Source organism: Streptomyces sp. NPDC107559, assembly GCF_055657365.1.
Map to the genome: position 1 here is coordinate 117,616 of NZ_JBVKBD010000004.1, position 21,042 is coordinate 138,657.

Here is a 21,042-nt window from a genome sequence, read left to right on the forward strand (position 1 = left end):
CCGATCTGTTCGGAATGTCGATCACGCTCCGGGCGGTACCGACGTGTGTGAATCGGCTCATGCGAATCAGCGGAGGCGAGATTCTGCGCCGGGTGCGGGCGTACGTCCGCAGCGCGCCCGGTACGTACGTGTGGCTGGCGATCCTGTTCGTCACCACGGTCGCCCTGCACCACATGTCGCCGGAGTTCGAGGAACAGTTCCTGCGGCAGCGGTCGACGAACCTCCACGAACTGTCGGACAACCCGGTGCGGGTGCTGATCGCCAGCGCCATGTGGATCGCCGGCGGGTTCTGGTGGCCGTACGTCGTGCTGTACTCCGTCTTCCACGCGCAGGCCGAGCGCTGGCTGGGCACGCTGCGCTGGCTGGCGGTGTGCGCGGCCGCGCACGTGCTGGCGACGCTGATCAGCGAGGGCGTGCTGCTGCGGGCGATCAGGGACGGGATGGCGCCGCCCTCGGCGGTCGACACCCTCGACGTGGGCGTGAGCTACGCGCTGGCGGGGGTGGTCGCGGTGCTGACCTACCGGATCGCCGCGCCCTGGCGGTACCCCTATCTCGCCTTCGTGCTCGCCTGGTACGGGGTCCCGCTCGTGATCGGCCGCACCTTCACCGACGTCGGACATTTCGTCTCGGCACTGATCGGGCTGGCCTGTTTTCCGCTCACCAGGGGGCGCGGAAAAAGCACGGAATCCGAAGGAGACAGTGGCCGAGTGCAGGGGTTAACGTCCCGGACATGAACAACTCGGGCGGCAGCGTCGTCAACGGCGGCATCTCGTTCTGGTACGCGGACGACGGTCTTCCGGCGCGGCGGGAGCCGCTGGCCGGGGACGCCTCCGCGGACGTCGTGATCGTCGGGGGCGGGTACACGGGCCTGTGGACCGCGTACTACCTGAAGAAGGCCGCTCCGTTCCTGCGGATCACCGTCCTGGAACAGAAGTTCTGCGGCTACGGCGCCTCGGGCCGCAACGGGGGCTGGCTGTACAACGGCATCGCGGGCCGCGACCGGTACGCGAAGCTGCACGGACACGAGGCGGCCGCACGGTTGCAGCGGGCCATGAACGACACCGTCGACGAGGTCGTCCGGGTCGTGGCGGACGAGGGCATCGAGGCGGACGTCCACCGGGGCGGGGTGCTGGAGGTCGCGCGCACGCCGGCCCAGCTGGCGCGGCTGAAGGCGTTCCACGCGGGGGAACTGGAGTTCGGCGAGAAGGACCGGGAGCTGTACGGCGCCCGGGAGACCGCCGAGCGGATCCGGGTCGCGGACGCGGTCGGTTCGACGTGGACGCCGCACGGGGCGCGGGTGCACCCGGTGAAGCTGGTCAAGGGGCTGGCGGCGGCCGTGGAGGCGCTGGGCGTGACCCTGTACGAGTCGACGCCGGTGACGGAGATCCGGCCGAAGCACGCGGTCACCCCGTACGGGACCGTCCGCGCGCCCTATGTGCTGCGCTGCACGGAGGGGTTCACGGCCTCGCTGAAGGGGCAGCGGCGGACCTGGCTGCCGATGAACTCCTCGATGATCGCGACCGAGCCGCTGACGGCCGCGCAGTGGGAGTCGGTCGGCTGGGACGGGCGGGAGACGCTGGGCGACATGGCGCACGCGTACATGTACGCGCAGCGCACCGCCGACGGCCGGATCGCGCTGGGCGGGCGCGGCGTCCCGTACCGCTTCGGGTCGAGGACCGACAACGACGGACGGACCCAGGCGGCGACCGTCGAGGCGCTGCGCGCGATCCTCGTGGACTTCTTCCCCTCGCTGGCCGGGGTGGGGATCGAACATGCCTGGTCGGGTGTGCTGGGCGTGCCCCGGGACTGGTGCGCGACGGTCACCCTGGACCGGTCCTCGGGGCTCGGCTGGGCGGGCGGCTACGTCGGTTCGGGCGTCGCCACCGCCAACCTCGCGGCCCGCACGCTGAGCGATCTCGTGCAGCAGGACTCGGGCCAGGGCGGGCGCACGGAGCTGACCGAGCTGCCGTGGGTGGGACACAAGGTCCGCCGGTGGGAGCCGGAGCCGCTGCGGTGGCTGGGCGTGCAGGGGATGTACGCCACCTACCGGGCGGCGGACCGGCGCGAGCGGGAGACGCACGGCGCGCGGTCCTCCCGGCTGGCCCGGGCGGCGGACCGGGTGGCGGGGCGGCACTGAGACCTCGGGGCGGCGCCGGGGCGGGCGGCGCCGAGGAGGGCGGGCCGGTCAGGCCGCCGACTCCGGTACCGGCGCCGGCGCCGGGATCTCGCGCGCGGGCGGCTTCGCCGTCACCATCAGGCCCGCGACCAGGCCGGCCAGCAGCATGATCCCGGCGGCCCACCAGATGGCGACGGTGTAGCCGTGGACGATGCCCTCGCGCACGATCAGGTCCTTCTGGGCGGGGTTGCGCAGATGCGCCGTGATGTACGCGGCGCCGCTGGTGGTGGCGATCGTGTTGAGCAGGGCCGTGCCGATGGAGCCGCCGACCTGCTGCGAGGTGTTGACGGTGGCGGAGGTGACGCCCGCGTCCTGCGGGGCGACCCCCGCGGTGGCGGTGGAGAACACCGGCATGAAGGTCAGGCCCATGCCGAGGCCCATCAGGACCAGCGCGGGCAGGATCTCGGTGGGGTAGGAGGAGTCCACCGTCATCCGGGTGAGGACGAGCATGCCGCTCGCGGCCAGGACCATCCCGGGGACCATCAGCATCCGCGGGGCCACGCGCGGGAGCAGCCGGGCGGATATCTGGGTGGAGCCGATGACGATCGCGGCGGTCAGCGGAAGGAAGGCCAGGCCCGTCCTCACGGGGGAGTAGCCGAGGATGACCTGGAGGTAGTAGGTCATGAACAGGAACAGGCCGAACATGCCGATGACGGCGAGGGCCATGGTCAGGAAGCAGCCGGCCCGGTTGCGGTCCCTGACGATGTGCAGGGGCAGCAGCGGTACGGGAGCCCGGGTCTGCCACCACACGAAGGCCGCGAGGAGTACGACGCCCGCCACGAACAGCGCCAGGACCAGCGGGTCGGTCCAGCCGCGCGGGTTCGCCTCGCTGAACCCGTACACGACCGAGACGAGGCCGCCGCAGCCGAGCAGCACCCCGGGCACGTCCAGGCGGGCACCGGCTTGGCCGGGGCTGTCGCGCAGCAGGACGACGGCGCCGAGGACGGCGGCGATCGCGATGGGTACGTTGACGTAGAGGCACCAGCGCCAGTTCAGGTACTCGGTGAGCAGCCCGCCGACGATGAAGCCGATCGCCGAGCCGCTGCCGGCCAGGGCGCCGTAGATGCCGAAGGCCTTGCCGCGCTCCCTGGGGTCGGTGAAGGTCGTGGTGAGGAGGCTGAGCGCGGAGGGGGCCAGGAGGGCGGCGAAGGCGCCCTGGAGGGCGCGGGCGCCGAAGAGCATTCCGGAGCCGGTGGCCGCGCCGCCGAACGCGGAGGCGGCGGCGAAGCCGACCAGCCCGATGACGAACGTGCGCTTGCGGCCCACGATGTCGGCGACCCGGCCGCCGAGCAGGAGCAGACCGCCGAAGGCGAGGGTGTACGCGGTGATGACCCACTGGCGGTTGCCGTCGGACATGCCGAGCGCGCGCTGTGCGGAGGGGAGCGCGATGTTCACGATGGTCGCGTCCAGGACGACCATGAGCTGCGCGAGGGCGATCACCACCAGCCCCCACCAGCGGTGCGGGTCGGTGTCGAGGGAGGTGGTGGTCTCACCCGTACGGGGGTCACTCACCCGGTCAGAAGACCATGGATCGGCAGGGGCCGCATCTCGGTGTGCGCCGTACCCGGTCATGGCTCCAGGACCACCTTTCCGATCGTGTTCCGGGTCTCCAGGGCGCGGTGTGCGGCGGCCGCCCCGGCGAGCGGGAAACGCTGTACGACGGGGGTGAGACGGCCGGCGGCGGCCTCGGCGAGGGCCCGCAGTTCGAGGGTGCGCAGCGGGTGGGGCCCGCCGGTCCGCCGTGTCATGGCCGGGCCGAGGACCTGTTCGGAGACGCCCTCGACGAGGTGGGCGCCGCCGCCTCGCAGGAGCTGCGCCGACCAGCCGAAGACGAGGTGCCGGCCACCGGGGCCGAGCAGCGCGACGGCCTCGCGGGCGACCTCGCCGCCGACACCGTCGAGGACCACGGTGACCGGGCGCCCGCCGAGGTGGGCGCGGACCTTGCCGGGCCAGGCGGGGTCGGTGTAGTCGACGGCCGGGTCGGCGCCGTTCGCCCGCACCCGGGCCACCTTGTGCGGGCCGCCCGCGAGGCCGACGACGGTGGCGCCGGCGTTCCTGGCGTACTGCACCAGCAGGGTGCCGATGCCGCCCGCGGCCGCCGGGACCAGGACGACCGAGCCGGGGCCGAGCTCGGCGAACTGCACGATCCCCAGCGCCGTACGGCCGGTGCCGATCATGGCGACGGCCTGGGCGAAGTCGAGGTTCTCGGGGATCTCGTGGACGCGGTCGGCATCGGTGACGGCCAGTTCGGCGTAGCCCCCGGGGGCGAAGCCGAGGTGCGCGACCACGCGTCGGCCGAGCCAGTGGTCCGCGACGCCCTCGCCGAGGGACTCGACCGTGCCGGCCACCTCGCGGCCGGGGACGGTGGGCAGGGCGGGCGGCTCGGGCAGCGGGCCCCGGAATCCCTGGCGCAGGGCGGTGTCGAGGAGGTGGACGCCCGCCGCGGCGACGGCGATGCGCAGTTGGCCGGGGGCGGGCTGGGGGTCCTCGACCTGTTCGAGGACGAGGTTCTCGGCGGGACCGAAGGCGTGGAGCCGGATGGCGTGCATGGGGACTTCCCGTCGGGGTCGGGGGAGGAGGGAGGGGAGGGGGCGACCGGGACCGGGCCCGGGGTCCACTCTTCGACCTCGATCGCACTTGAGGTCAAGGGCGAAGGTGAGGCGGTCCGGGCGGGATGTCAGTGGCGCGGTGCAGGATGGGGGCATGGCGAGGACAGGTGCGGGCGGGGCGGGCAGGACCGCAGGGCGGAGCGGGTCCGGTACGGCGGGCGGCTCCCGGCGCGCGGGCGCGCGGCGGCCGGAGGTGCGGCTGCCGCCGCTGGAGCCGTACGGCGGGGGCGGTCTGGAACCCGACGGGGACTACGACGGGCTGGAGTTCGGGCCGGAGGACTTCGCCGGGCAGGACGGCGCGGGCGCGCGCTTCATGGACTGCGCGCTGAACGGCTGCGCGCTGGACGAGACGCGACTGCACCACGCCCGGATCCTGGACTCGGTCCTGACCGGTATACGGGGTGTCGGCACCGACCTCGCCGAGTCGACGCTGCGGGACGTGGAGCTGGTGGACGCGCGGCTGGGCGGGGTGCAGCTGCACGGGTCGGTGCTGGAGCGGGTGGTGCTCCGGGGCGGGAAGATCGACTACCTCAACCTGCGCAAGGCGCGGCTGAAGGACGTCGTCTTCGAGGGCTGCGTCCTGGTCGAGCCGGACTTCGGGGGTGCCCGGCTGGAGCGGGTGGAGTTCGTGGACTGCGTGCTGAAGGGCGTGGACTTCGGCGCGGCGACCCTGACGGACGTGGATCTGCGCGGGGTCGCCTCGCTGGAGATCGCGCGCGGGGTGGACCGGCTGCGCGGAGCGGTGATCAGTACGGGGCAACTGCTGGATCTGGCACCGGTGCTGGCGGCGGAGCTGGGAATCCGCGTGGAGGACTGAGGACCGGGCTGAGGGCTGAGATCCGGGGCCGAGGGGCGGGGGCCGGAGGCCTGGAGCCGGGGCGGCGGCGGGCCTTTGCCGGGCCGTCGGCCGGTGCGGGCTCAGCCCACCCGGGGGAAGCGGGCCTGGAGGGTCCAGATCGCCGGGTTCTCGCCCAGGTCGTCGTGCAGGTCGACCAGATCGGCGATCAGGTCGTGCAGGAAGTCCCGTGCCTCGCGGCGCAGTTCGCTGTGGGAGAAGGTGAGCGGGGGTTCCTCGGCCGGCATCCAGTCGGACTCGATGTCCACCCAGCCGAAGCGGCGCTCGAAGAGCATGCGGTCGGTGGACTCGGTGAAGTCCAGTTCCGCGTGCTGCGGGCGGGAGGCGCGGGAGCCCGCCGGGTCCTGGTCGATGCGCTCCACGATGTCGCACAGCGCCCAGGCGAAGTCGAGGACCGGCACCCATCCCCAGGCTGTGGACAACTCGTGGTCCTTCTCGGTGTCCGCCAGATAGACGTCGCCGCAGAACAGGTCGTGCCGCAGCGCATGGACGTCCGCGCGGCGGTAGTCCGTCTGGGGCGGGTCCGGGAAGCGGTTGGAGAGGGCGTAGCCGATGTCGAGCACGTGAATGATGGTGCCACGCCCTCATAGGATCGCTGACATGTCCCGATCCATGCCTGTCGTGCCCGCGCTCGTGCTCGCGCTCGTCCTCGCCGCGTGCGACGGCGGTGGCGGCCAGGGCGCGCCGGGCGGCCCGGGGCTGCGGGATCCGTACTTCCCGAAGGCGGGCAACGGCGGTTACGACGTCACCCACTACGACCTGCGGCTCGCCTACGACCCCGGCAGCCGCCACCTCACCGGCACCGCCGGCATCACCGCCCGCGCCACCCAGGACCTCTCCGCCTTCGATCTGGACCTCAAGGGTCTGGACGTCCGGACGGTCACCGTCGAGGGCGAGAAGGCGCGCTGGAACCGGGCGGGGCAGGAGCTGACCGTCCGCCCGCGAGACGTCCTCCACGACGGCGAGACGTTCCAGGTCACGGTCCGCTACGCGGGCACCCCGCTCACCCTCACCGACCAGGACGGCTCGAAGGAGGGCTGGCTGCCCACCGCCGACGGGGCACTCGCGCTCGGCGAGCCCACGGGGTCCATGACCTGGTTCCCCGGCAACCACCACCCCTCCGACAAGGCGACGTACGACATCGCCGTCACCGTGCCGAAGGGCCTGACCGCGGTCTCCGACGGGGAGCAGTCCGGCGAGACCACCGCGGGCGGCCGGACCACCTTCTCCTGGCACACCGCCGAACCCATGGCCAGTTACGTCGCCACGGTCGCGATCGGCCGCTACCAGGTCGGCCGCTCCACCGTCGGCGGGGCGCTGCCCGCGTACGTCGCCGTGGACCCGGCCCGTGCGAAGGAGAGCCGCGCCGTGCTGGCGAAGCTCCCGGAGGTGATGGAGTGGGCCGAGACCAACTTCGGCCCGTACCCGTTCTCCTCCACCGGGGTGATCGTCGACCGTCAGGACGAGGTCGGCTACGCCCTGGAGACCCAGAACCGGCCGGTCTTCCCCGGTGTCCTCGACACCGACACCCTCGTCCACGAACTCGTCCACCAGTGGTACGGCAACTCCGTCACGCCGAGGACCTGGCGGGACATGTGGCTGAGCGAGGGCTTCGCGACCTACGCGGAGTGGCTGTGGCAGGAGGACCAGGGCGGCGACAGCGCCCAGGAGACCTTCGACTCGCTCTACGACGGCGGCTACTTCGGCACCGCGGAGGCGGACGCGGCGGTCTGGGCGTTCCCGCCCGCGAAGCCGTCCGGCGCGGCGCACATCTCCGACCCGCCCGTGTACTGGCGTGGCGCGATGGTCCTCCAGAAGATCCGGCAGACCGTCGGCGACGACACGTTCTACGACATCGTCCAGGGATGGGCCGCCGCCCACCGTCACGGCAACGCGGACACGGCCCAGTTCACGGCGTACGTGGAACGCCAGGCGCCGGACAAGGACTTCGGCGCGATCTGGCGGGACTGGCTGTACGGAGACGGCAAGCCGCCCCACCGCTGACCGGCCCCACCCCAACTGGTCCGACCCCAACTGGTCCGACCCCAAACGGCCCCACCCAGGACCGGCCCCACCCAGGACCGGACTCGCCCCGGCCCGGATCCGTTCCGGAACGGGCCTATCCCCGCAGCGGCTTGCGCAGCACGGTGCAGGGGCGGCCGAGTTGGCGGTCGCGGCGGTGGTCGAGGACCTCGTAGCCGAGGGCGGTCCAGAAGGCGAGGCCCTCGGGGTTGGCGTCGAGGACGGCGAGGCGCACGGCGCTGCGCCCGGCGGCCCGGAACCGTTCCTCGACGGCCGTCGCCAGCTCGCGCCCGTGTCCCTTCCGCCGCTCCTGCGCGTCCACCATCAGCAGCCCGATCCACGGGTCCGGGTCGGCCGGGTCGGGGTGACGGGCCAGGGTCACGACGACCCCGACGAGCCGTCCCTCGCTGCGGGCGAGGAACACCTCCGCACCCGGCTGGGCCAGTTCGTCCGCGAGCGCCGCCGCCACCTGCTCCGGACGGATGTCGTCCGGGTCGGGGAACTCGCCGCTGAGCGCGTGGAAGGTCCGGGCGGACGCGTAGAGCGCGGTCAGTTCGGTGAGCAGGGGAGCCGGGATGTCGCGGTCGGGGGTGAGGGCGAGCGGATCGAGGCGCATGGCCGCAGGGTAGCCGGGCAGGTCCCGGGGACCTTTGCACCGAAGAACGCCGAAGCCCCCGGCCGGTCGGACGGGGGCTTCGCGCGGGCGGTGCGGATCAGACGTTCACACCGAAGTCCTGGGCGATGCCCACCAGGCCGGAGGCGTAGCCCTGGCCGACGGCACGGAACTTCCACTCCGCGCCGTTGCGGTACAGCTCGCCGAAGACCATGGCGGTCTCGGTCGCCGCGTCCTCGGAGAGGTCGTAGCGCGCGATCTCGCTGCCGCCAGCCTGGTTCAGGATGCGGATGTAGGCGTTGCGGACCTGGCCGAAGTTCTGCGAGCGGTTCTCCGCGTCGTAGATGGAGACCGGGAAGACGATCTTGTCGATGTCGGCGGGCAGACCCGCGAGGTTGACGTTGATCGCCTCGTCGTCGCCGGCGCCCTCACCCGTGCGGTTGTCACCGGTGTGGACGATCGTGCTGTCCGGGGTCTGCTTGTTGTTGAAGAAGACGAAGTGGGCGTCCGAGTAGACCTTGCCCTGGGTGTTGACCGCGATCGCCGAGGCGTCGAGGTCGAAGTCCGTGCCGGTGGTGGTGCGGACGTCCCAGCCGAGGCCCACGGTGACGGCGGTCAGGCCCGGAGCCTCCTTGGTGAGCGAGACGTTGCCACCCTTGGACAGGCTTACAGCCATTGTTGGGAGTCCCTTCCCTCGTTGCGTACACGGCTTCGTACGGCACGAAGCTACCGCTACCCCTATGAACGTCGTGAGACGTACCCAAGGTTCCAGGTGTCTTTACTTTCTTTACCGATGTCCCGGACGCCGATGTCCTGGAAGCCGCATATTCGCGTGACGTGAGCCGGACACACGCGCGACCATGGACGGCATGTCCGGTCCTTATGTCGTCCGCGGCTCCGTCTCGCTCCCCGAGGCCGAGCTCATGTGGCGTTTCTCGCGGTCGTCGGGGCCCGGCGGCCAGCACGTCAACACCAGTGACTCGCAGGCGGAGCTGCGCTTCGACCTGGCCGCGACGAAGGCGCTGCCCGAGGTGTGGAAGCAGCGGGCGCTGGAGCGGCTGGCCGGCCGCCTCGTCGACGGCGTCGTGGTCGTACGCGCCTCCGAGCACCGCTCCCAGTGGCGCAACCGCGAGGCCGCCGCCGTACGTCTGGCGGCGCTGCTCGCGGAGGCCACCGCGCCGCCGCCCAAGTCGCGTCGGCCGACCCGGATCCCACGGGGCATCAACGAGCGGCGGCTGCGGCAGAAGAAGCAGCGCTCCGACACCAAGCGCGGCCGTTCCGGCCGGGACTGGACCTAGGGTCCCGGCGCGCACCGGACCTCGGCGTCCGGGTCCGCGCCGCCTAGTCGAGCTGCCGGTAGCGACCGCGGAAGTACAGCAGGGGTCCGCCGTCCGTGCTCGGCACCCGTGCGGTCAGCACCCGCCCGATCACCAGCGTGTGGTCCCCCGCGGCCACCCGCTGCTCGGTACGGCATTCCAGGGTCGCCAGCGTGCCGTCCAGCAGGGGCGCGCCGGAGACCTCGCCCCGTACGTACGGCAGGTCCGCGAACAGCAGCCGGTCGCTGATCCGGCCCTTCATCGCGAACCGGCCGGCGATGTGGCGCTGGCCCTCGGTGAGCACGGAGACCGCCCAGCAGGGCTGCTCGTCCAGGAGGTCGTCCATCCGGCTGCCGGTACGCAGGCTGACCAGTACCAGGGGCGGGTCCAGGGACACCGACAGGAAGGCCGTCGCGGTCATGCCGACGTCCTCGCCGCCGGGCGCCGTGGGGTCGTCGGGGTCGAGCGGCGGCTCCTGTGCCGTCACCAGGACCACGCCCGCGGCCAGCCGGGCCATCGCGGCGCGGAACTCGTCGTTGCTCACCCCCTCAGCATGCCCGGCGGCGGTACCGGGGGAGGGGGAGAGCGGGGAGGGCACGGCGGGCGAAGTCTTCAGCACGCCGGAAACGCTAGTCTCCGCTCCGCGGGCGGCGCATCGGGCCTCGGTCCGAGTGCGGACCTACGACCGGGGACCGAGACGGCGACGGAACCGGTCGCGGAGAGCGACGGCGGGACCGGCGGCGGGACCGGCTGCAAGGAGGGCTGCAAGACGGCCGCAAGACGGGTGGAAGAGGCGCTGCAAGAGGGCTGCAAAGCGGGCCGCACGGCTTGCGGACAGGGCCCATTTGCAAGATCGACAGTGACGTCTTGCGCATCCTGTTCACAGGCCCACATAGTTTGCGTTCAGAAAACGCACAGGAGAAATGCAGAAACTCTACTGAATTGTTCAGCTTCAGCTGTGACTTGAGTCACAAGAGCCATTAATTGTTGACCCTGTGTACCGAGTGGGCAGCGCGCTGTGATTCAGTGACGGGGAAGCTGCAAGGACGTACGCCGAAGACAACCCTTGATTCGCTGCGAAGTCTCGGGGGGAGGGCGAGCATGGAGACCGAGTCGGAGCCCTATGTCCGTCTTGCGTCCCTGAGACAGCTGCACCAGGTCATGGCGGACATGAACACCGCCCGCAGCCTGGCGGACACACTGCAGACTGTCGCGGAGGGCGTGGTGAGCGCCCTCGGGTACGAGCTGGCGTGTGTGAACCTCGTCCGCCCGGACGGCGACCTGGTGGTCGCCGCCTTCGCCGGCAACCCGGCCGCCGAGGCACTCATCACCGGCCGCGTCGGCTCGCGCGACTCCTGGGAGCGCCGCCTGAGCATGGGCGAGACCTGGGGCGACCTGGTCTTCATATCCCACACCGAGGGCTGGGTCCTCGACGACGACGACGTCCCCCAGTGGTACACCGACGGGCCCGCCCCCCGCTTCGAGGACGAGTGGCACCCCTCCGACCGGCTGTTCGCGCCGATGTTCACGCCTGCCGTGCCGGGCGGCTCCAGCGGCGAACTGATCGGCGTGCTGTCCGTGGACCGGCCGCGCAACGGCCGCCGGCCGGGCGCGTGGGGACGCGAGGCGCTCCAGATGTATGCGTTCCAGGCCGCCATCGCCATTAGCAACGCGCGTCTACGTGCAAATATGCAGCGCGCGCTGGTCCGCCTGGAGCGGGACCAGCAGGCCCTGCGGGCCAGCGAGGAGAGCTTCCGGCAGGCCTTCGAGTACGCGCCCTCCGGCATGGCCATCGCCGAGATGGGCGGCGAGCAGCACGGCCGGATCCTGCGGACCAACGACGCCCTGTGCCGGCTGCTGGGCCGCCCGGCCTCCGCGATGCGCCGCTACTCCTTCTCCGACCTCGTCCACCCCGAGGACATCGGCACCCTGCTGCGCACCTCGGCCGAGGGCGGGCGGGCCGAGCTGCGCCTGGGCCGCCGGGACGGCACCTACGTCTGGGTCTCGCTGCGCAACAGCGTCGTCGCCGACGCCGCCGACGGGCCGCGTTTCCTGCTCACCCACGTCGAGGACATCGAGGAGCGCAAGCGCCGCGAGCTCCAGCTCGCCCACCGCGCCTCCCACGACTCCCTCACCGGACTGCCGAACTCCGCCGAACTGCGGGCCAGGCTGGCCGCCCGGCTCTGCCGGCGCCCGCAGTCGGGGCACCCCGCGGCGCTCGACTCCCACGACGCGGCCTTCGGGCACGCCGCGTTCGACGCCAACGGCCACGGCTTCGACTTCCGGCCGGGCGGGCAGGCGTACGACGGCTTCGACCACCATGTGCACATCGCCGCCCCCGAGGAGGGCGAGGACGACGGCACCAAGGGCCTCGCGGTCCTCTTCTGCGACCTCGACGGCTTCAAGTCCATCAACGACCGGTTCGGGCACAACGCGGGCGACACGGTGCTCATCGAGGTCGCCCGGCGGCTCAGCCGTCAGGTCCGCGACGGCGACACGGTGGCCCGGCTCGGCGGCGACGAGTTCGTGATCCTTGCCGACGGGCTCGGCCGGGCCGACGCCGAGGACCTGGCCGTACGGCTGCGCAACGAGATCATCCAGCCCATCCGGGCCGAGGGGCGGGCCGTCCGGGTGGGCGCCAGTTTCGGTATCGGCTGGGCGCACTGCGGAATGACCGCGGACGAGGTCTTGAAGTCAGCTGACGAACGGATGTACGTGGAGAAACGATCTCGTCCCAAACAGCACAGACGCGCGGGATGATGTGCAGGTCATCGGGTTGATGCGGCCTGAGTCACCTGTTCGGGCCATCAGAAGCGGGTAGGCTCGCCATTCTCCACTCGTATAAGAACGTGTACCGCATCCGCCCCGCACCTGTTGAGGAGTACGAAGGGATGACGCCCGGCAACAACGGCGCGAGCACGCCTGAGGAAGAAGACCCGTTCGGTTACCTCTACGCCGACGGGCAGGCCAACGGAGCTCAGCCGCCCTCCGGCGGTGGCTACGGCTACCCGAACTCGGTCAGCCGGGTGCGGGCGGTCGGTGAGCGCCAGTACGGCCAGCAGGCGCCGACCGCCGCCTACGGCCAGGCCGGCGTGCCCCAGCAGGGCGCGTACGGGCAGCCGAACTCGCACTACGCGGCACCCGAGTCGTACCCCGGCGGCCCGCCCACCGCTCCCCAGCAGCCGACGCGCCGCGCCGGCAACGGCCGCGGCCCCAACACCAAGGGTCTGCTGATCGGTGCGATCGCGGTGGTCGCGGCGGTGGTCATCGGCATCGCGGTGGCGATGACGGGCGGCGGCGACGACGACAACAAGGCGGGCGGCGACACCTCCACCGCGCCCACCGCCTCCGCGAGCGCCTCGCCCAGCGACTCCGGCGGCGACGAGCCCGCCGAGGAGGCCAAGCTCCCGACGGTCGACGCGAAGGCGCTGCGGCTGGACGGCGGTGCCGCCCTGGCCTCGGACGTCAAGGGCGCGCAGGCGGACGGCGGCATCTACGTCGGCAACCTCAACCAGGTCGGCAGCTCCGTCACCTGGACCGTCGACGGCATCCCCGAGGACGGGGACTACACGCTCTTCGCGCACTACAGCGTGCCGGGCCAGGACCAGTCGATGACCCTCACGTTCAACGGCAAGCAGTTCGGCACCAAGCTCAACCTGGGCAACTTCGCGCACGCCGAAGAGGGCAACTTCGAGAAGGGCTGGACGAAGACCTTCGCCTACCCGACCCTCACCAAGGGCACCAACACGATCACGCTCTCCTGCCAGGACGGCGACAAGTGCAACGTCCTGCTCGACCAGCTCTGGGTCAAGAAGGGCCAGGTCAGGAACTAGGGCGGCGGCGGCACCAGGGCCGCCGCACCAGGACGCGTTCACCCCGGGCCCCGGCCGGCCCCGGCCCGGGGCGTCGGTGACCGCGCAGACGGTCACCGGTGTCACCGACGGCCCGTGGTGCGGGGCGTCCGTTCCGGCCGCGTTCAGGCCGCGCTGCTCTCCTCCGTCACCGAGACCTGACCCGTCAGCTCCTCGTACACCGTCCGGTCGAACTCGCCCGCCACGGGCGTCAGTACCGTCGCCGCCGACAGGACCGCCGCCCGGGCCAGCCGTGCGGGCCACGGCAGGTGTTCCACGAGGCCCGACAGCAGCCCCGCGACCGCCGAGTCGCCCGCGCCGGTCGGATTGCCGTGCACCCGGCGCGGCGGAGCGACCCGCCAGCGGCCTTCCGGAGTGGTCGCGATCAGGCCCTCGGGGCCGAGAGAGGCGACCACCGACTGGGCGCCGCGGCGGCGGGCGTCCTGGGTCGCCTTCAGGGGCTCGTGGGAGCCGGTGAGTTCGGCGAGTTCCGCGGCGTTCGGCTTGACGATGTCCGGGCGGGCCGCGACGCCCCGGCGCAGCGGTTCGCCGCTGGTGTCGAGCAGGACGGGCACCCCGGCCGCCCGCGCGGTCCGCACCAGCAGCGCGTACGCCCCGACCGGCACCCCCGGCGGCAGGCTGCCGCACAGGGCCACCGCGTCGGCATCGCGGAGCAGTTCCCCGTACGTGTCCTGGAAGGCGGCCCACTCGCCCGGCGCGATGAGCGGGCCGGGCTCGTTGAGCTGGGTGGTGTCACCGGAGAGCGGGTCGACCACGGCCACCGTGCGCCGGGTCGGGCCCGAGACCGGAACCAGGGCGTCCCGGACGCCGGCCGTGTCCGCGAGCCGCTCCCGCACGACCTGGCCCGTCGCGCCGCCCACGAAGCCCGTGGCGGTCACCGGGTGGCCGAGCGCGGCCAGCACGCGGGCCACGTTCAGGCCCTTGCCGCCGGGGCGTTCCAGTACTTCGGAGACCCGGTGGGAGGTGTGCGGCCGCAGGGACCGCACGCGATAGGTGATGTCGAGAGCGGTGTTCAGCGTGACCGTGAGAATCACCCGGAGCGACCTCCCCCGAAGAAATCAGGCACACGCCTGCCGTGTCGCCTTGCCCAGAGGCCTGATCATGCCAAAGAGACGGCGGTCGGCCCAGTCCTCGGGCCGGCCACCGTCTCCCTGGGGGCGGACGTTTCAGGCCAGTTGGGGATCGATCACCCATTCGCCCCGGCGCATCACGCCCTTGAGGGCGAAGTCCGCGTCGAGGAGCACCAGGTCGGCGTCCTTGCCGGGTTCGAGGGAGCCGACCCGGTCGTACATCCCCAGCAGCCGGGCCGGGTTGGCGGAGAGGGCGGCGACCGCGTGCTCCACGGAGAGGCGGTCGACCGTCACCGCCCGCCGGAACGCGCGGTCCTGGGTCAGGGTGGAGCCCGCGATGGAGCCGCCCTCCACCAGCCGGGCCACGCCCTCGCTGACCTCGACCTCCAGCGGGCCGAGCATGTAGCGGCCGTCGCCGATGCCGGCCGCGTCCATCGCGTCGGTGATGAACGCGACCCGGTCCGGGCCCGCGTGATGGAACGCCAGTTCCAGGGCGGCCGGGTGCAGGTGCGTGCCGTCGTTGATGAGCTCGACCGTGACGCGCTCGTCCTCCAGGAGGGCGGCGATCGGGCCCGGGGCGCGGTGGCCGAGCGCGGGCATCGCGTTGAAGAGGTGGGTGGCGACGGTCGCGCCCGCCTCGATCGCCTCCACCGTCTGCTCGTAGGTCGCGTCCGTGTGGCCGATCGCCGCGATCACCCCGTGCTCGGCCAGCAGGCGTACGGAGTCGATGCCGCCCGGCAGTTCGGCGGCGAGGGTGACCATCTTCGCGTGGCCGCGGGCCGCGTCGACCAGCTTGCGGACCTCCGCCGGCTCGGGGTCGCGCAGCAGCGCCTCGGAGTGCGCGCCCTTGCGGCAGGGCGAGATGAACGGGCCCTCGAAGTGGATGCCCGCGATGTCGCCCTGTTCGGCCAGCTCGGACAGCAGTCCGGCCTGCCGGGTGAGGATGTCCATGTCGTCGGTGACGGTGGAGGCGACGAGGGTGGTGGTGCCGTGCCGGCGGTGGGCGCGGACGGCCGTCAGGACGTCCTCGGCCGGGCCGGAGAAGGACGCGCCGCCGCCTCCGTGGTTGTGGATGTCGACGAAGCCGGGGACCAGCCAGTGGCCGCTGACGTCCACGGTCTCCGCGTCGGCCGGGGACGGGCCGGTGATCCGGGTGCCCTCGACGAAGACTCGGCCGCCGTCCACGGTCCCGGTGGGCAGTACCACCCGGGCGCCGGCGAGCACCTTCCTAGTGGCCATCAGGCGGTTACCTCCGAGGGGTCAGTGGTGGTCAGGAGATCCCGGGCGAGGAGCCCCGCGCCCAGGCAGCCGGCGGTGTCCCCGAGTGCCGCGGGGACGATCGACGGAAGCTTCTGGAAGGTGACGCGCTGCCGGACGGCGTCCCGCAACGGTGTGAACAAGGTTTCCCCCGCCTCGGCGAGTCCGCCACCGATGATGATCGTGCGGGGGTCCAGCAGGGTGAGCGCGGTGACCAGCCCGTCGGCGAGCGCGTCGAGGGCCGTCCGCCAGACCCGGACGGCGTTCGGGTCGCCGGACGCGACGGCCTTCGCGCAGTCGGCCGCGTCGGCCTCCGGCTGTCCGCAGGCGGCGGCCCATGCCTCGCTGACCGCCGACGCGGACGCGTAGCGCTCCAGGCAGCCGCGCTGCCCGCAGGGGCACGGGGTGCCGCCGGGCCGTACGACGACATGACCGATCTCGCCCGCGAAGCCGTGGGCGCCCGCCTCCACCCGGCCGTCGAGGCCGATGGCGCCCGCGATGCCGGTGCCGAGCGGGACGAACAGGAAGCGGTCGGCGCCCCGGCCCGCGCCGATGCGGCCCTCGGCCAGTCCGCCGGTGCGCACATCGTGCCCGAGGGCGACGGGGATGCCGCCGAGCCGCTCGGTGAGCAGGTCGCGCAGGGGTACGTCGCGCCAGCCGAGGTTGGCCGCGTAGGCGGCGATGCCCTGCTGCTCGTCGACGATGCCGGGGACGGCGACGCCGGCGGCGGCCGCGGGCTCGCCGAAGTGCCGCTCGCCGTGGTCGCGCAGCTCCGCGGCGAAGTCGAGGATGCCGTCGACGACCGCGTCGGGTCCGTGCTCGCGGCCGGTGGCCCGGCGCGCCCGGTGCAGCAGCACGGGGGGTCCGGACGAAGTCCCCCCGGACGGCGTGGTGTCCGCCCCGACCAGAGCGGCCTTCATCCCGGTGCCGCCCACGTCGAGGGCGATGACATGTCTCACGGAGACAGTGTGACCCGTGGACCCAAGAGAGGTCTAGTCCACTTGCGCGGTATAGACCTTTATTCGGCAAACGGACGAGCGGACGGCGCAATCGGGGCAAAGAGCGGCGCGGCGCGGCCGACGGAGCGGACCGGGACGATCGCGGTGTGTCCCGGTCCGGACCTCGCCGCACTCCCGCCCGGCCGCCGGGAACGGTTACGGTGCCGTCATGGACGACGACCAGGACCGCGGTGCCGCCCTCGGCCGCCGCGAACGGGACATCCTCGCCCTGGAGCGCCGGGGTTTCCCCGGCCCCGGCGCGAAGGAACGCGCCATCCGCGAGGAACTCGGCCTGGCGCCCGTCCGCTACTACCAGCTGCTCAACGCCCTGCTCGACGACGCGCGGGCCCTCGCCGAGGACCCGGTCACGGTGAACCGGCTCAGACGGGTGCGGGAGTCCCGGCGGGCCGAACGGTGAGCGCGGACCGGCCGGTCGCCCCCGGGTCCGACGAGTCAGGGGTGCGGCCGCCGCCCCGTGGATAGGGTCGCCCTATGGGCAGCCATGACACGCACTCCCCGCACCCCGCACGGTCCCTGCCGACCCCCACGACCCCGGCGGGCCGCGAAGCGCTGGACGCCATCCTCGCCCGCCCGGAGCGCTCGGTGATCGGGCTCGACTTCGACGGCACGCTCGCGCCGATCGTGGCGGACCCCGAGCAGGCCCGTGCGCACCCGGACGCGGTGCCCGCGCTCGCCGCCCTCGCGCCGCGGGTCGCCGCGGTCGCGGTCGTCACCGGCCGGCCCCCCGCGGTGGCCGTACGGAACGGCGGCTTCGAGGCGATGCCGGGCCTGGACCACCTCGTCGTGCTCGGCCACTACGGCGCCGAACGCTGGGAGGCCGGCACCGGCGCCGTCATCGCCCCGCCGCCGCACCCCGGCGTCGCGGCCGTACGGGCCGAACTGCCGGGCTTCCTGGACGCGATCGGGGCCTGGAAGGGCACCTGGATCGAGGAGAAGGGCCGGGCCCTCGCCGTCCACACGCGCCGGGCCGAGGACCCGGGGGCCGCCTTCGAGGCGCTGCGCGCCCCCCTCGCCGAACTCGCCGCCCGCCACGGCCTGATCGTCGAGCCAGGCCGCATGGTCCTGGAACTGCGGCCGCCGGGCATGGACAAGGGCGTCGCCCTCACGGAGTACGTGCGCGAGATCGGCGCCGAGTCCGTCCTCTACGCCGGCGACGACCTCGGTGACCTCCCCGCCTTCGCCGCCGTCGACAAACTCCGCTCCGAGGGCGTCCCCGGCCTCCTGGTGTGCAGCGGCAGCGACGAGGTGGCCGCCCTGCGGGAACGCTCCGACCTGGTGGTCGACGGCCCCGAGGGGGTCGTGGACCTGCTGCGCGCGCTGTCCGCCCACCTCGGCTGACGGCTTCGGCCGCCCGGCGGCGGGCCGGGCGGCCGTGCGGGCCGTCAGCCGCGCAGGGCGGTCAACTGCTCCAGGAACCACTGGGCCGGCGGCAGCGCGGTCGCCGCGGCGGCCAGCCGCTTCGTGCGCTCCGCCCGCTCGGGCACCGGCATCACCAGCGCCTCGTGCAGCGCCCGCGCCGTCCCCGTCACGTCGTACGGATTGACGGTGATCGCGTCCTCGCCCAACTCCTCGTACGCCCCCGCCTCCCGTGACAGCACCAGCGCGCACCCCTCGTCGGAGACGACCGGCACCTCCTTGGCGACCAGGTTCATGCCGTCCCGGATCGGGTTCACCAGGGCCACGTCGGCCAGCCGGTACGCGGCCAGCGAGCGCGCGAAGTCGTCCTTCACGTGCAGCACGACCGGCGTCCAGCCGGGCGTCCCGTACCCGGCGTTGATCTCGTCCGCCAGCCGTTGCACCTCGGCGGTGTACGCGCGGTAGACGGCGAGGTCCTGCCGGGAGGGGTAGGCGAAGGCGACGTGCACGACCCGCTCCCGCCACTCGGGGTGGTCGTCGAGCAGCTGCCGGTAAGCCAGCAGACCGCGCACGATGTTCTTCGACAGCTCGGTCCGGTCCACCCGCACGACCGTCCTGCGGCCCTCGCCGATCTCCGCCCGCAGCGCCGCCATCCGCTCGCCGACGTCGGCCCGGTGGGCGCGCTCGCGCAGGAAGTCGGCGTCGGCGCCGAGGCCGTGCACGCCGATCACCGTGGTGCGCTGCGCGCCGCCGCCGGGCGGTGCGTGCTCGACCGTCCCGGGCCCCTCGCCCTCCGGCCGGGCCGGACGGATCAGCTCGCGGTCCACCTCGCCCGCGCAGTCCAGGAAGGCGCCCGCCCACCGCCGGGTGAGGAAGCCCAGCCGGTCCGCGCCGAGCATGCCCCGCACGATCTGTTCCCGGATGTCGTCCGGCAGCATCCGGAAGTAGTCCGGCGGCGCCCACGGGGTGTGCGAGAAATGGCCGATACGCAGGTCGGGGCGGAGTTCGCGGAGCATGCCCGGCACCAGCGTCAGGTGGTAGTCCTGGACGACCGCCGTCGCCCCGTCGGCCGCCTCCTCGGCGAGCGCCTCGGCGAAGGCGCGGTTGTACCGTTCGTACGCCACCCACCGGCGCCGGAACTCCGCGTCGAAGACCGGCTCCAGCGGGGTCTGGTAGAGCATGTGGTGGACGAACCAGAGCACCGAGTTGGCGATGCCGTTGTAGGCGTCGGCGTGCACGTCGGCCGGGATGTCCAGCATCCGCACGCCCGGCTCGCCCGCGCCGCGCCGCACCGCCTCGCGGTCGCCGTCGGACAGGGCGGAGCACACCCACAGCGCCCCGGCGTCGGGCCCGATGGCCGACAGGCCCGAGACCAGCCCGCCGCCGCCCCTGCGGGCGTGCAGCGAGCCGTCCTCGCCCACCTCGTACGAAACCGGGCCGCGGTTGGACGCGACCAGCACCTCAGCAGTGTGCGTGGAAGCCATACGCCTCAACCTAGCCCGGCCCGGAAACGCTCAAACGTGCGGAAGGCCCACAACAGTCCGGAAACATTTGTATACGACCCCTTCGGGAACGTCACCCCGTGCACCCGTCAGGCCACCTTGCGTGACCTGTACTCGGCGATCTCGGCCATCGGCGGCCGCTCCTCCGTGTCCACGGAGTACGTGCGCGGCTCGAAGCCGTCCCGGCCCCGCTCGAACTGGGTGAGAGAGGGCCGGATCAGATGCCCGCGGGCCATCCGCAGCTGCGCGGTGCGGTAGATGGCGGCGGCCATCCGGCCCAGTGCCTGCCCGTCCTGGTGGCGGTGCTTGCGCACCCCGACGTCCACCTGGGCGAGCGCGTCGAGGCCCACCAGGTGCAGCGAGTCGACCAGCATGCCCAGCTCCACCCCGTACCCGACCGGGAAGGGCAGCTGTTCCAGCAGGGAGCGGCGGGCCGCGTACTCGCCGCCGAGCGGCTGCACGAACCCGGCCAGCTGCGGCCAGTGCATGTTCAGCAGCGGACGGGCCATCAGCTCGGTGACCCGGCCGCCCTGGCCGGCCGCCCCGCCCAGCGGGCGGTCGTACATGGCCTTGACCAGGTCGACGTCCGGATCGGTGAGCAGCGGGCCCACGATGCCGGAGACGAAGTCGGAGGAGAACTCCCTGAGGTCGGCGTCGACGAAGCAGACGATGTCCCCGCCGGTGACCAGGAGGGACCGCCACAGCACCTCGCCCTTGCCGGGCACGGCCGGGATCCGGGGCAGGATGGCGTCGCGGTGGACGACCCGGGCGCCCGCGGCCGCGGCCACCGCCGAGGTGCGGTCGGTGGAACCCGAGTCGACGACGACGATCTCGTCGACGAGCGGGACCTGCTGCATCAGGTCGTGCCGGATCACGGAGACGATGTCACCGACCGTCTCCTCCTCGTTGAGTGCGGGCAGGACGACGGAGACCGACTGGCCCCGGGCGCGTTTCGCGGCGAGGATCTTGTGGAGCGGGCGGTCGCTGACGGACCAGGAGCGTGTGCTCAGCCAGCGCTCGACTTCTTCCAGCACAGCGGCGGCTCCTTCTGCGTTCTGCGTGCTCGCGGCGGGCGTGGACGCCCGCCGCGACAGCGGCTGACGGGCACGGGTATCTCGCGGTTCGGACGACTCTCTCAACTGTCGGGGCCTTCGGTTACAGTCTTGAACAACGCGGATGACCATCGCATGTCCAGGGTGGCCGACCGCTGAAAACTTCATACCGCTCATCCAGAGGGGCAGAGGGATACGGCCCGATGAAGCCCCGGCAACCCTCCAGTCGGTTTCTCGTTCACGCGAGGCTCCCGGCTCGGGAAGGTGCCAAATCCGTCTCACGGCGAAGTGCGTCGTGAGGAAGATGAGGAGAAAGGGCCTC

Annotated in this window: 20 protein-coding genes and 1 riboswitch; of the genes, 9 read left to right on the forward strand and 11 right to left on the reverse strand. The window is 72.7% G+C overall.

What is annotated here, in order from left to right:
• Positions 1–59 precede the first annotated feature (59 nt).
• Entirely contained in the window at positions 60–734 is a 675-nt protein-coding gene (locus ACZ7OY_RS15105) for a rhomboid-like protein (protein WP_471911787.1), read from the forward strand.
• On the forward strand, positions 731–2,137 hold the full coding sequence (locus ACZ7OY_RS15110; RefSeq protein ID WP_471911788.1) for an NAD(P)/FAD-dependent oxidoreductase: 1,407 nt from the start codon (positions 731–733) through the stop codon (positions 2,135–2,137). The genes ACZ7OY_RS15105 and ACZ7OY_RS15110 overlap by 4 nt, the downstream gene beginning before the upstream one ends.
• Before the next feature lie 48 nt (positions 2,138–2,185).
• Here the strand turns inward: ACZ7OY_RS15110 and ACZ7OY_RS15115 are convergent, their stop codons facing one another.
• Together ACZ7OY_RS15115 and ACZ7OY_RS15120 are read right to left on the reverse strand one after the other, a co-directional pair.
• Complete coding sequence (locus ACZ7OY_RS15115) at positions 2,186–3,688, reverse strand: MFS transporter (RefSeq protein WP_471911789.1); 1,503 nt, start codon at positions 3,686–3,688, stop codon at positions 2,186–2,188.
• A 56-nt stretch (positions 3,689–3,744) separates the two neighbouring features.
• A complete protein-coding gene (locus tag ACZ7OY_RS15120; protein WP_471911790.1) occupies positions 3,745–4,725 on the reverse strand; it encodes a zinc-binding dehydrogenase in 981 nt (326 codons plus the stop codon).
• Between the two features lie 154 nt (positions 4,726–4,879).
• Here ACZ7OY_RS15120 and ACZ7OY_RS15125 point away from each other — a divergent pair, with 154 nt between their 5' ends.
• Positions 4,880–5,602 carry a pentapeptide repeat-containing protein gene (locus ACZ7OY_RS15125; protein WP_471911791.1) on the forward strand — a complete coding sequence of 241 codons (723 nt, stop codon included), beginning with the start codon at positions 4,880–4,882 and terminating at the stop codon, positions 5,600–5,602.
• 101 nt (positions 5,603–5,703) lie between these two features.
• Here the strand turns inward: ACZ7OY_RS15125 and ACZ7OY_RS15130 are convergent, their stop codons facing one another.
• Positions 5,704–6,204, reverse strand: coding sequence for a hypothetical protein (locus ACZ7OY_RS15130; protein ID WP_162470037.1), 501 nt, complete (start codon positions 6,202–6,204; stop codon positions 5,704–5,706).
• A gap of 37 nt (positions 6,205–6,241) precedes the next feature.
• On the opposite strand from ACZ7OY_RS15130, the gene ACZ7OY_RS15135 reads away from it, so the two are divergent.
• On the forward strand, positions 6,242–7,645 hold the full coding sequence (locus ACZ7OY_RS15135) for a M1 family metallopeptidase (RefSeq protein ID WP_471911792.1): 1,404 nt from the start codon (positions 6,242–6,244) through the stop codon (positions 7,643–7,645).
• A gap of 115 nt (positions 7,646–7,760) precedes the next feature.
• Here the strand turns inward: ACZ7OY_RS15135 and ACZ7OY_RS15140 are convergent, their stop codons facing one another.
• Together ACZ7OY_RS15140 and ACZ7OY_RS15145 are read right to left on the reverse strand one after the other, a co-directional pair.
• A complete protein-coding gene (locus ACZ7OY_RS15140; RefSeq protein ID WP_471911793.1) occupies positions 7,761–8,279 on the reverse strand; it encodes a GNAT family N-acetyltransferase in 519 nt (172 codons plus the stop codon).
• A gap of 97 nt (positions 8,280–8,376) precedes the next feature.
• Positions 8,377–8,952, reverse strand: a complete 576-nt coding sequence (locus tag ACZ7OY_RS15145) for a TerD family protein (protein WP_471911794.1) — start codon at positions 8,950–8,952, stop codon at positions 8,377–8,379.
• 184 nt (positions 8,953–9,136) lie between these two features.
• Between ACZ7OY_RS15145 and arfB the strand changes: the two genes are divergently transcribed.
• Positions 9,137–9,574 carry an alternative ribosome rescue aminoacyl-tRNA hydrolase ArfB gene (arfB, locus tag ACZ7OY_RS15150; protein ID WP_152895549.1) on the forward strand — a complete coding sequence of 146 codons (438 nt, stop codon included), beginning with the start codon at positions 9,137–9,139 and terminating at the stop codon, positions 9,572–9,574.
• Between the two features lie 43 nt (positions 9,575–9,617).
• Here arfB and ACZ7OY_RS15155 read toward each other — a convergent pair whose 3' ends face one another.
• Positions 9,618–10,211, reverse strand: coding sequence for a flavin reductase family protein (locus ACZ7OY_RS15155; protein ID WP_471911795.1), 594 nt, complete (start codon positions 10,209–10,211; stop codon positions 9,618–9,620).
• 482 nt (positions 10,212–10,693) lie between these two features.
• Here ACZ7OY_RS15155 and cdgB point away from each other — a divergent pair, with 482 nt between their 5' ends.
• Positions 10,694–12,352, forward strand: a complete 1,659-nt coding sequence (cdgB, locus tag ACZ7OY_RS15160; RefSeq protein WP_471911796.1) for a diguanylate cyclase CdgB — start codon at positions 10,694–10,696, stop codon at positions 12,350–12,352.
• Positions 12,353–12,483: 131 nt separating this feature from the next.
• Positions 12,484–13,425, forward strand: a complete 942-nt coding sequence (locus ACZ7OY_RS15165) for a carbohydrate-binding protein (protein WP_471911797.1) — start codon at positions 12,484–12,486, stop codon at positions 13,423–13,425.
• Positions 13,426–13,568: 143 nt separating this feature from the next.
• On the opposite strand, the gene ACZ7OY_RS15170 is transcribed toward ACZ7OY_RS15165, so the two are convergent.
• From ACZ7OY_RS15170 to ACZ7OY_RS15180, 3 genes are all read right to left on the reverse strand, one after another.
• On the reverse strand, positions 13,569–14,498 hold the full coding sequence (locus ACZ7OY_RS15170; RefSeq protein ID WP_471911798.1) for a 1-phosphofructokinase family hexose kinase: 930 nt from the start codon (positions 14,496–14,498) through the stop codon (positions 13,569–13,571).
• Between the two features lie 132 nt (positions 14,499–14,630).
• The gene (gene nagA / locus ACZ7OY_RS15175; protein WP_471911799.1) at positions 14,631–15,773 is read right to left on the reverse strand and encodes an N-acetylglucosamine-6-phosphate deacetylase; all 1,143 of its coding nucleotides are present in this window, start codon (positions 15,771–15,773) and stop codon (positions 14,631–14,633) included.
• Positions 15,773–16,750, reverse strand: coding sequence for an ROK family protein (locus ACZ7OY_RS15180; RefSeq protein WP_471911800.1), 978 nt, complete (start codon positions 16,748–16,750; stop codon positions 15,773–15,775). Before ACZ7OY_RS15180 ends, nagA begins: the two co-directional genes overlap by 1 nt.
• 208 nt (positions 16,751–16,958) lie before the next feature.
• Here ACZ7OY_RS15180 and ACZ7OY_RS15185 point away from each other — a divergent pair, with 208 nt between their 5' ends.
• Both ACZ7OY_RS15185 and otsB read left to right on the forward strand, forming a co-directional pair.
• The gene (locus tag ACZ7OY_RS15185) at positions 16,959–17,207 is read left to right on the forward strand and encodes a DUF3263 domain-containing protein (protein ID WP_384736191.1); all 249 of its coding nucleotides are present in this window, start codon (positions 16,959–16,961) and stop codon (positions 17,205–17,207) included.
• Between the two features lie 74 nt (positions 17,208–17,281).
• Complete coding sequence (gene otsB, locus ACZ7OY_RS15190; RefSeq protein WP_471911801.1) at positions 17,282–18,148, forward strand: trehalose-phosphatase; 867 nt, start codon at positions 17,282–17,284, stop codon at positions 18,146–18,148.
• A gap of 44 nt (positions 18,149–18,192) precedes the next feature.
• On the opposite strand, the gene ACZ7OY_RS15195 is transcribed toward otsB, so the two are convergent.
• Both ACZ7OY_RS15195 and ACZ7OY_RS15200 read right to left on the reverse strand, forming a co-directional pair.
• Positions 18,193–19,650: an alpha,alpha-trehalose-phosphate synthase (UDP-forming) gene (locus ACZ7OY_RS15195; RefSeq protein WP_471911802.1), complete on the reverse strand. Its 1,458-nt coding sequence runs from the start codon at positions 19,648–19,650 to the stop codon at positions 18,193–18,195.
• A 107-nt stretch (positions 19,651–19,757) separates the two neighbouring features.
• Entirely contained in the window at positions 19,758–20,702 is a 945-nt protein-coding gene (locus ACZ7OY_RS15200) for a glucosyl-3-phosphoglycerate synthase (protein WP_385527424.1), read from the reverse strand.
• A gap of 188 nt (positions 20,703–20,890) precedes the next feature.
• Positions 20,891–21,031: riboswitch (SAM riboswitch) on the forward strand.
• The last annotated feature ends 11 nt before the right edge of the window (positions 21,032–21,042 follow it).

What these genes read in the sequence shown, in the direction of transcription:
- ACZ7OY_RS15105 (WP_471911787.1), top strand. Translation starts at nt 60, where the DNA reads ATGCGAATCAGCGGAGGCGAGATTCTGCGCCGGGTGCGGGCGTACGTC.
- ACZ7OY_RS15110 (WP_471911788.1), top strand. Translation starts at nt 731, where the DNA reads ATGAACAACTCGGGCGGCAGCGTCGTCAACGGCGGCATCTCGTTCTGG.
- ACZ7OY_RS15120 (WP_471911790.1), bottom strand. Translation starts at nt 4,725, where the DNA reads ATGCACGCCATCCGGCTCCACGCCTTCGGTCCCGCCGAGAACCTCGTC.
- ACZ7OY_RS15125 (WP_471911791.1), top strand. Translation starts at nt 4,880, where the DNA reads ATGGCGAGGACAGGTGCGGGCGGGGCGGGCAGGACCGCAGGGCGGAGC.
- ACZ7OY_RS15135 (WP_471911792.1), top strand. Translation starts at nt 6,242, where the DNA reads ATGTCCCGATCCATGCCTGTCGTGCCCGCGCTCGTGCTCGCGCTCGTC.
- ACZ7OY_RS15140 (WP_471911793.1), bottom strand. Translation starts at nt 8,279, where the DNA reads ATGCGCCTCGATCCGCTCGCCCTCACCCCCGACCGCGACATCCCGGCT.
- ACZ7OY_RS15145 (WP_471911794.1), bottom strand. Translation starts at nt 8,952, where the DNA reads ATGGCTGTAAGCCTGTCCAAGGGTGGCAACGTCTCGCTCACCAAGGAG.
- arfB (WP_152895549.1), top strand. Translation starts at nt 9,137, where the DNA reads ATGGACGGCATGTCCGGTCCTTATGTCGTCCGCGGCTCCGTCTCGCTC.
- cdgB (WP_471911796.1), top strand. Translation starts at nt 10,694, where the DNA reads ATGGAGACCGAGTCGGAGCCCTATGTCCGTCTTGCGTCCCTGAGACAG.
- ACZ7OY_RS15165 (WP_471911797.1), top strand. Translation starts at nt 12,484, where the DNA reads ATGACGCCCGGCAACAACGGCGCGAGCACGCCTGAGGAAGAAGACCCG.
- nagA (WP_471911799.1), bottom strand. Translation starts at nt 15,773, where the DNA reads ATGGCCACTAGGAAGGTGCTCGCCGGCGCCCGGGTGGTACTGCCCACC.
- ACZ7OY_RS15185 (WP_384736191.1), top strand. Translation starts at nt 16,959, where the DNA reads ATGGACGACGACCAGGACCGCGGTGCCGCCCTCGGCCGCCGCGAACGG.
- otsB (WP_471911801.1), top strand. Translation starts at nt 17,282, where the DNA reads ATGGGCAGCCATGACACGCACTCCCCGCACCCCGCACGGTCCCTGCCG.
- ACZ7OY_RS15195 (WP_471911802.1), bottom strand. Translation starts at nt 19,650, where the DNA reads ATGGCTTCCACGCACACTGCTGAGGTGCTGGTCGCGTCCAACCGCGGC.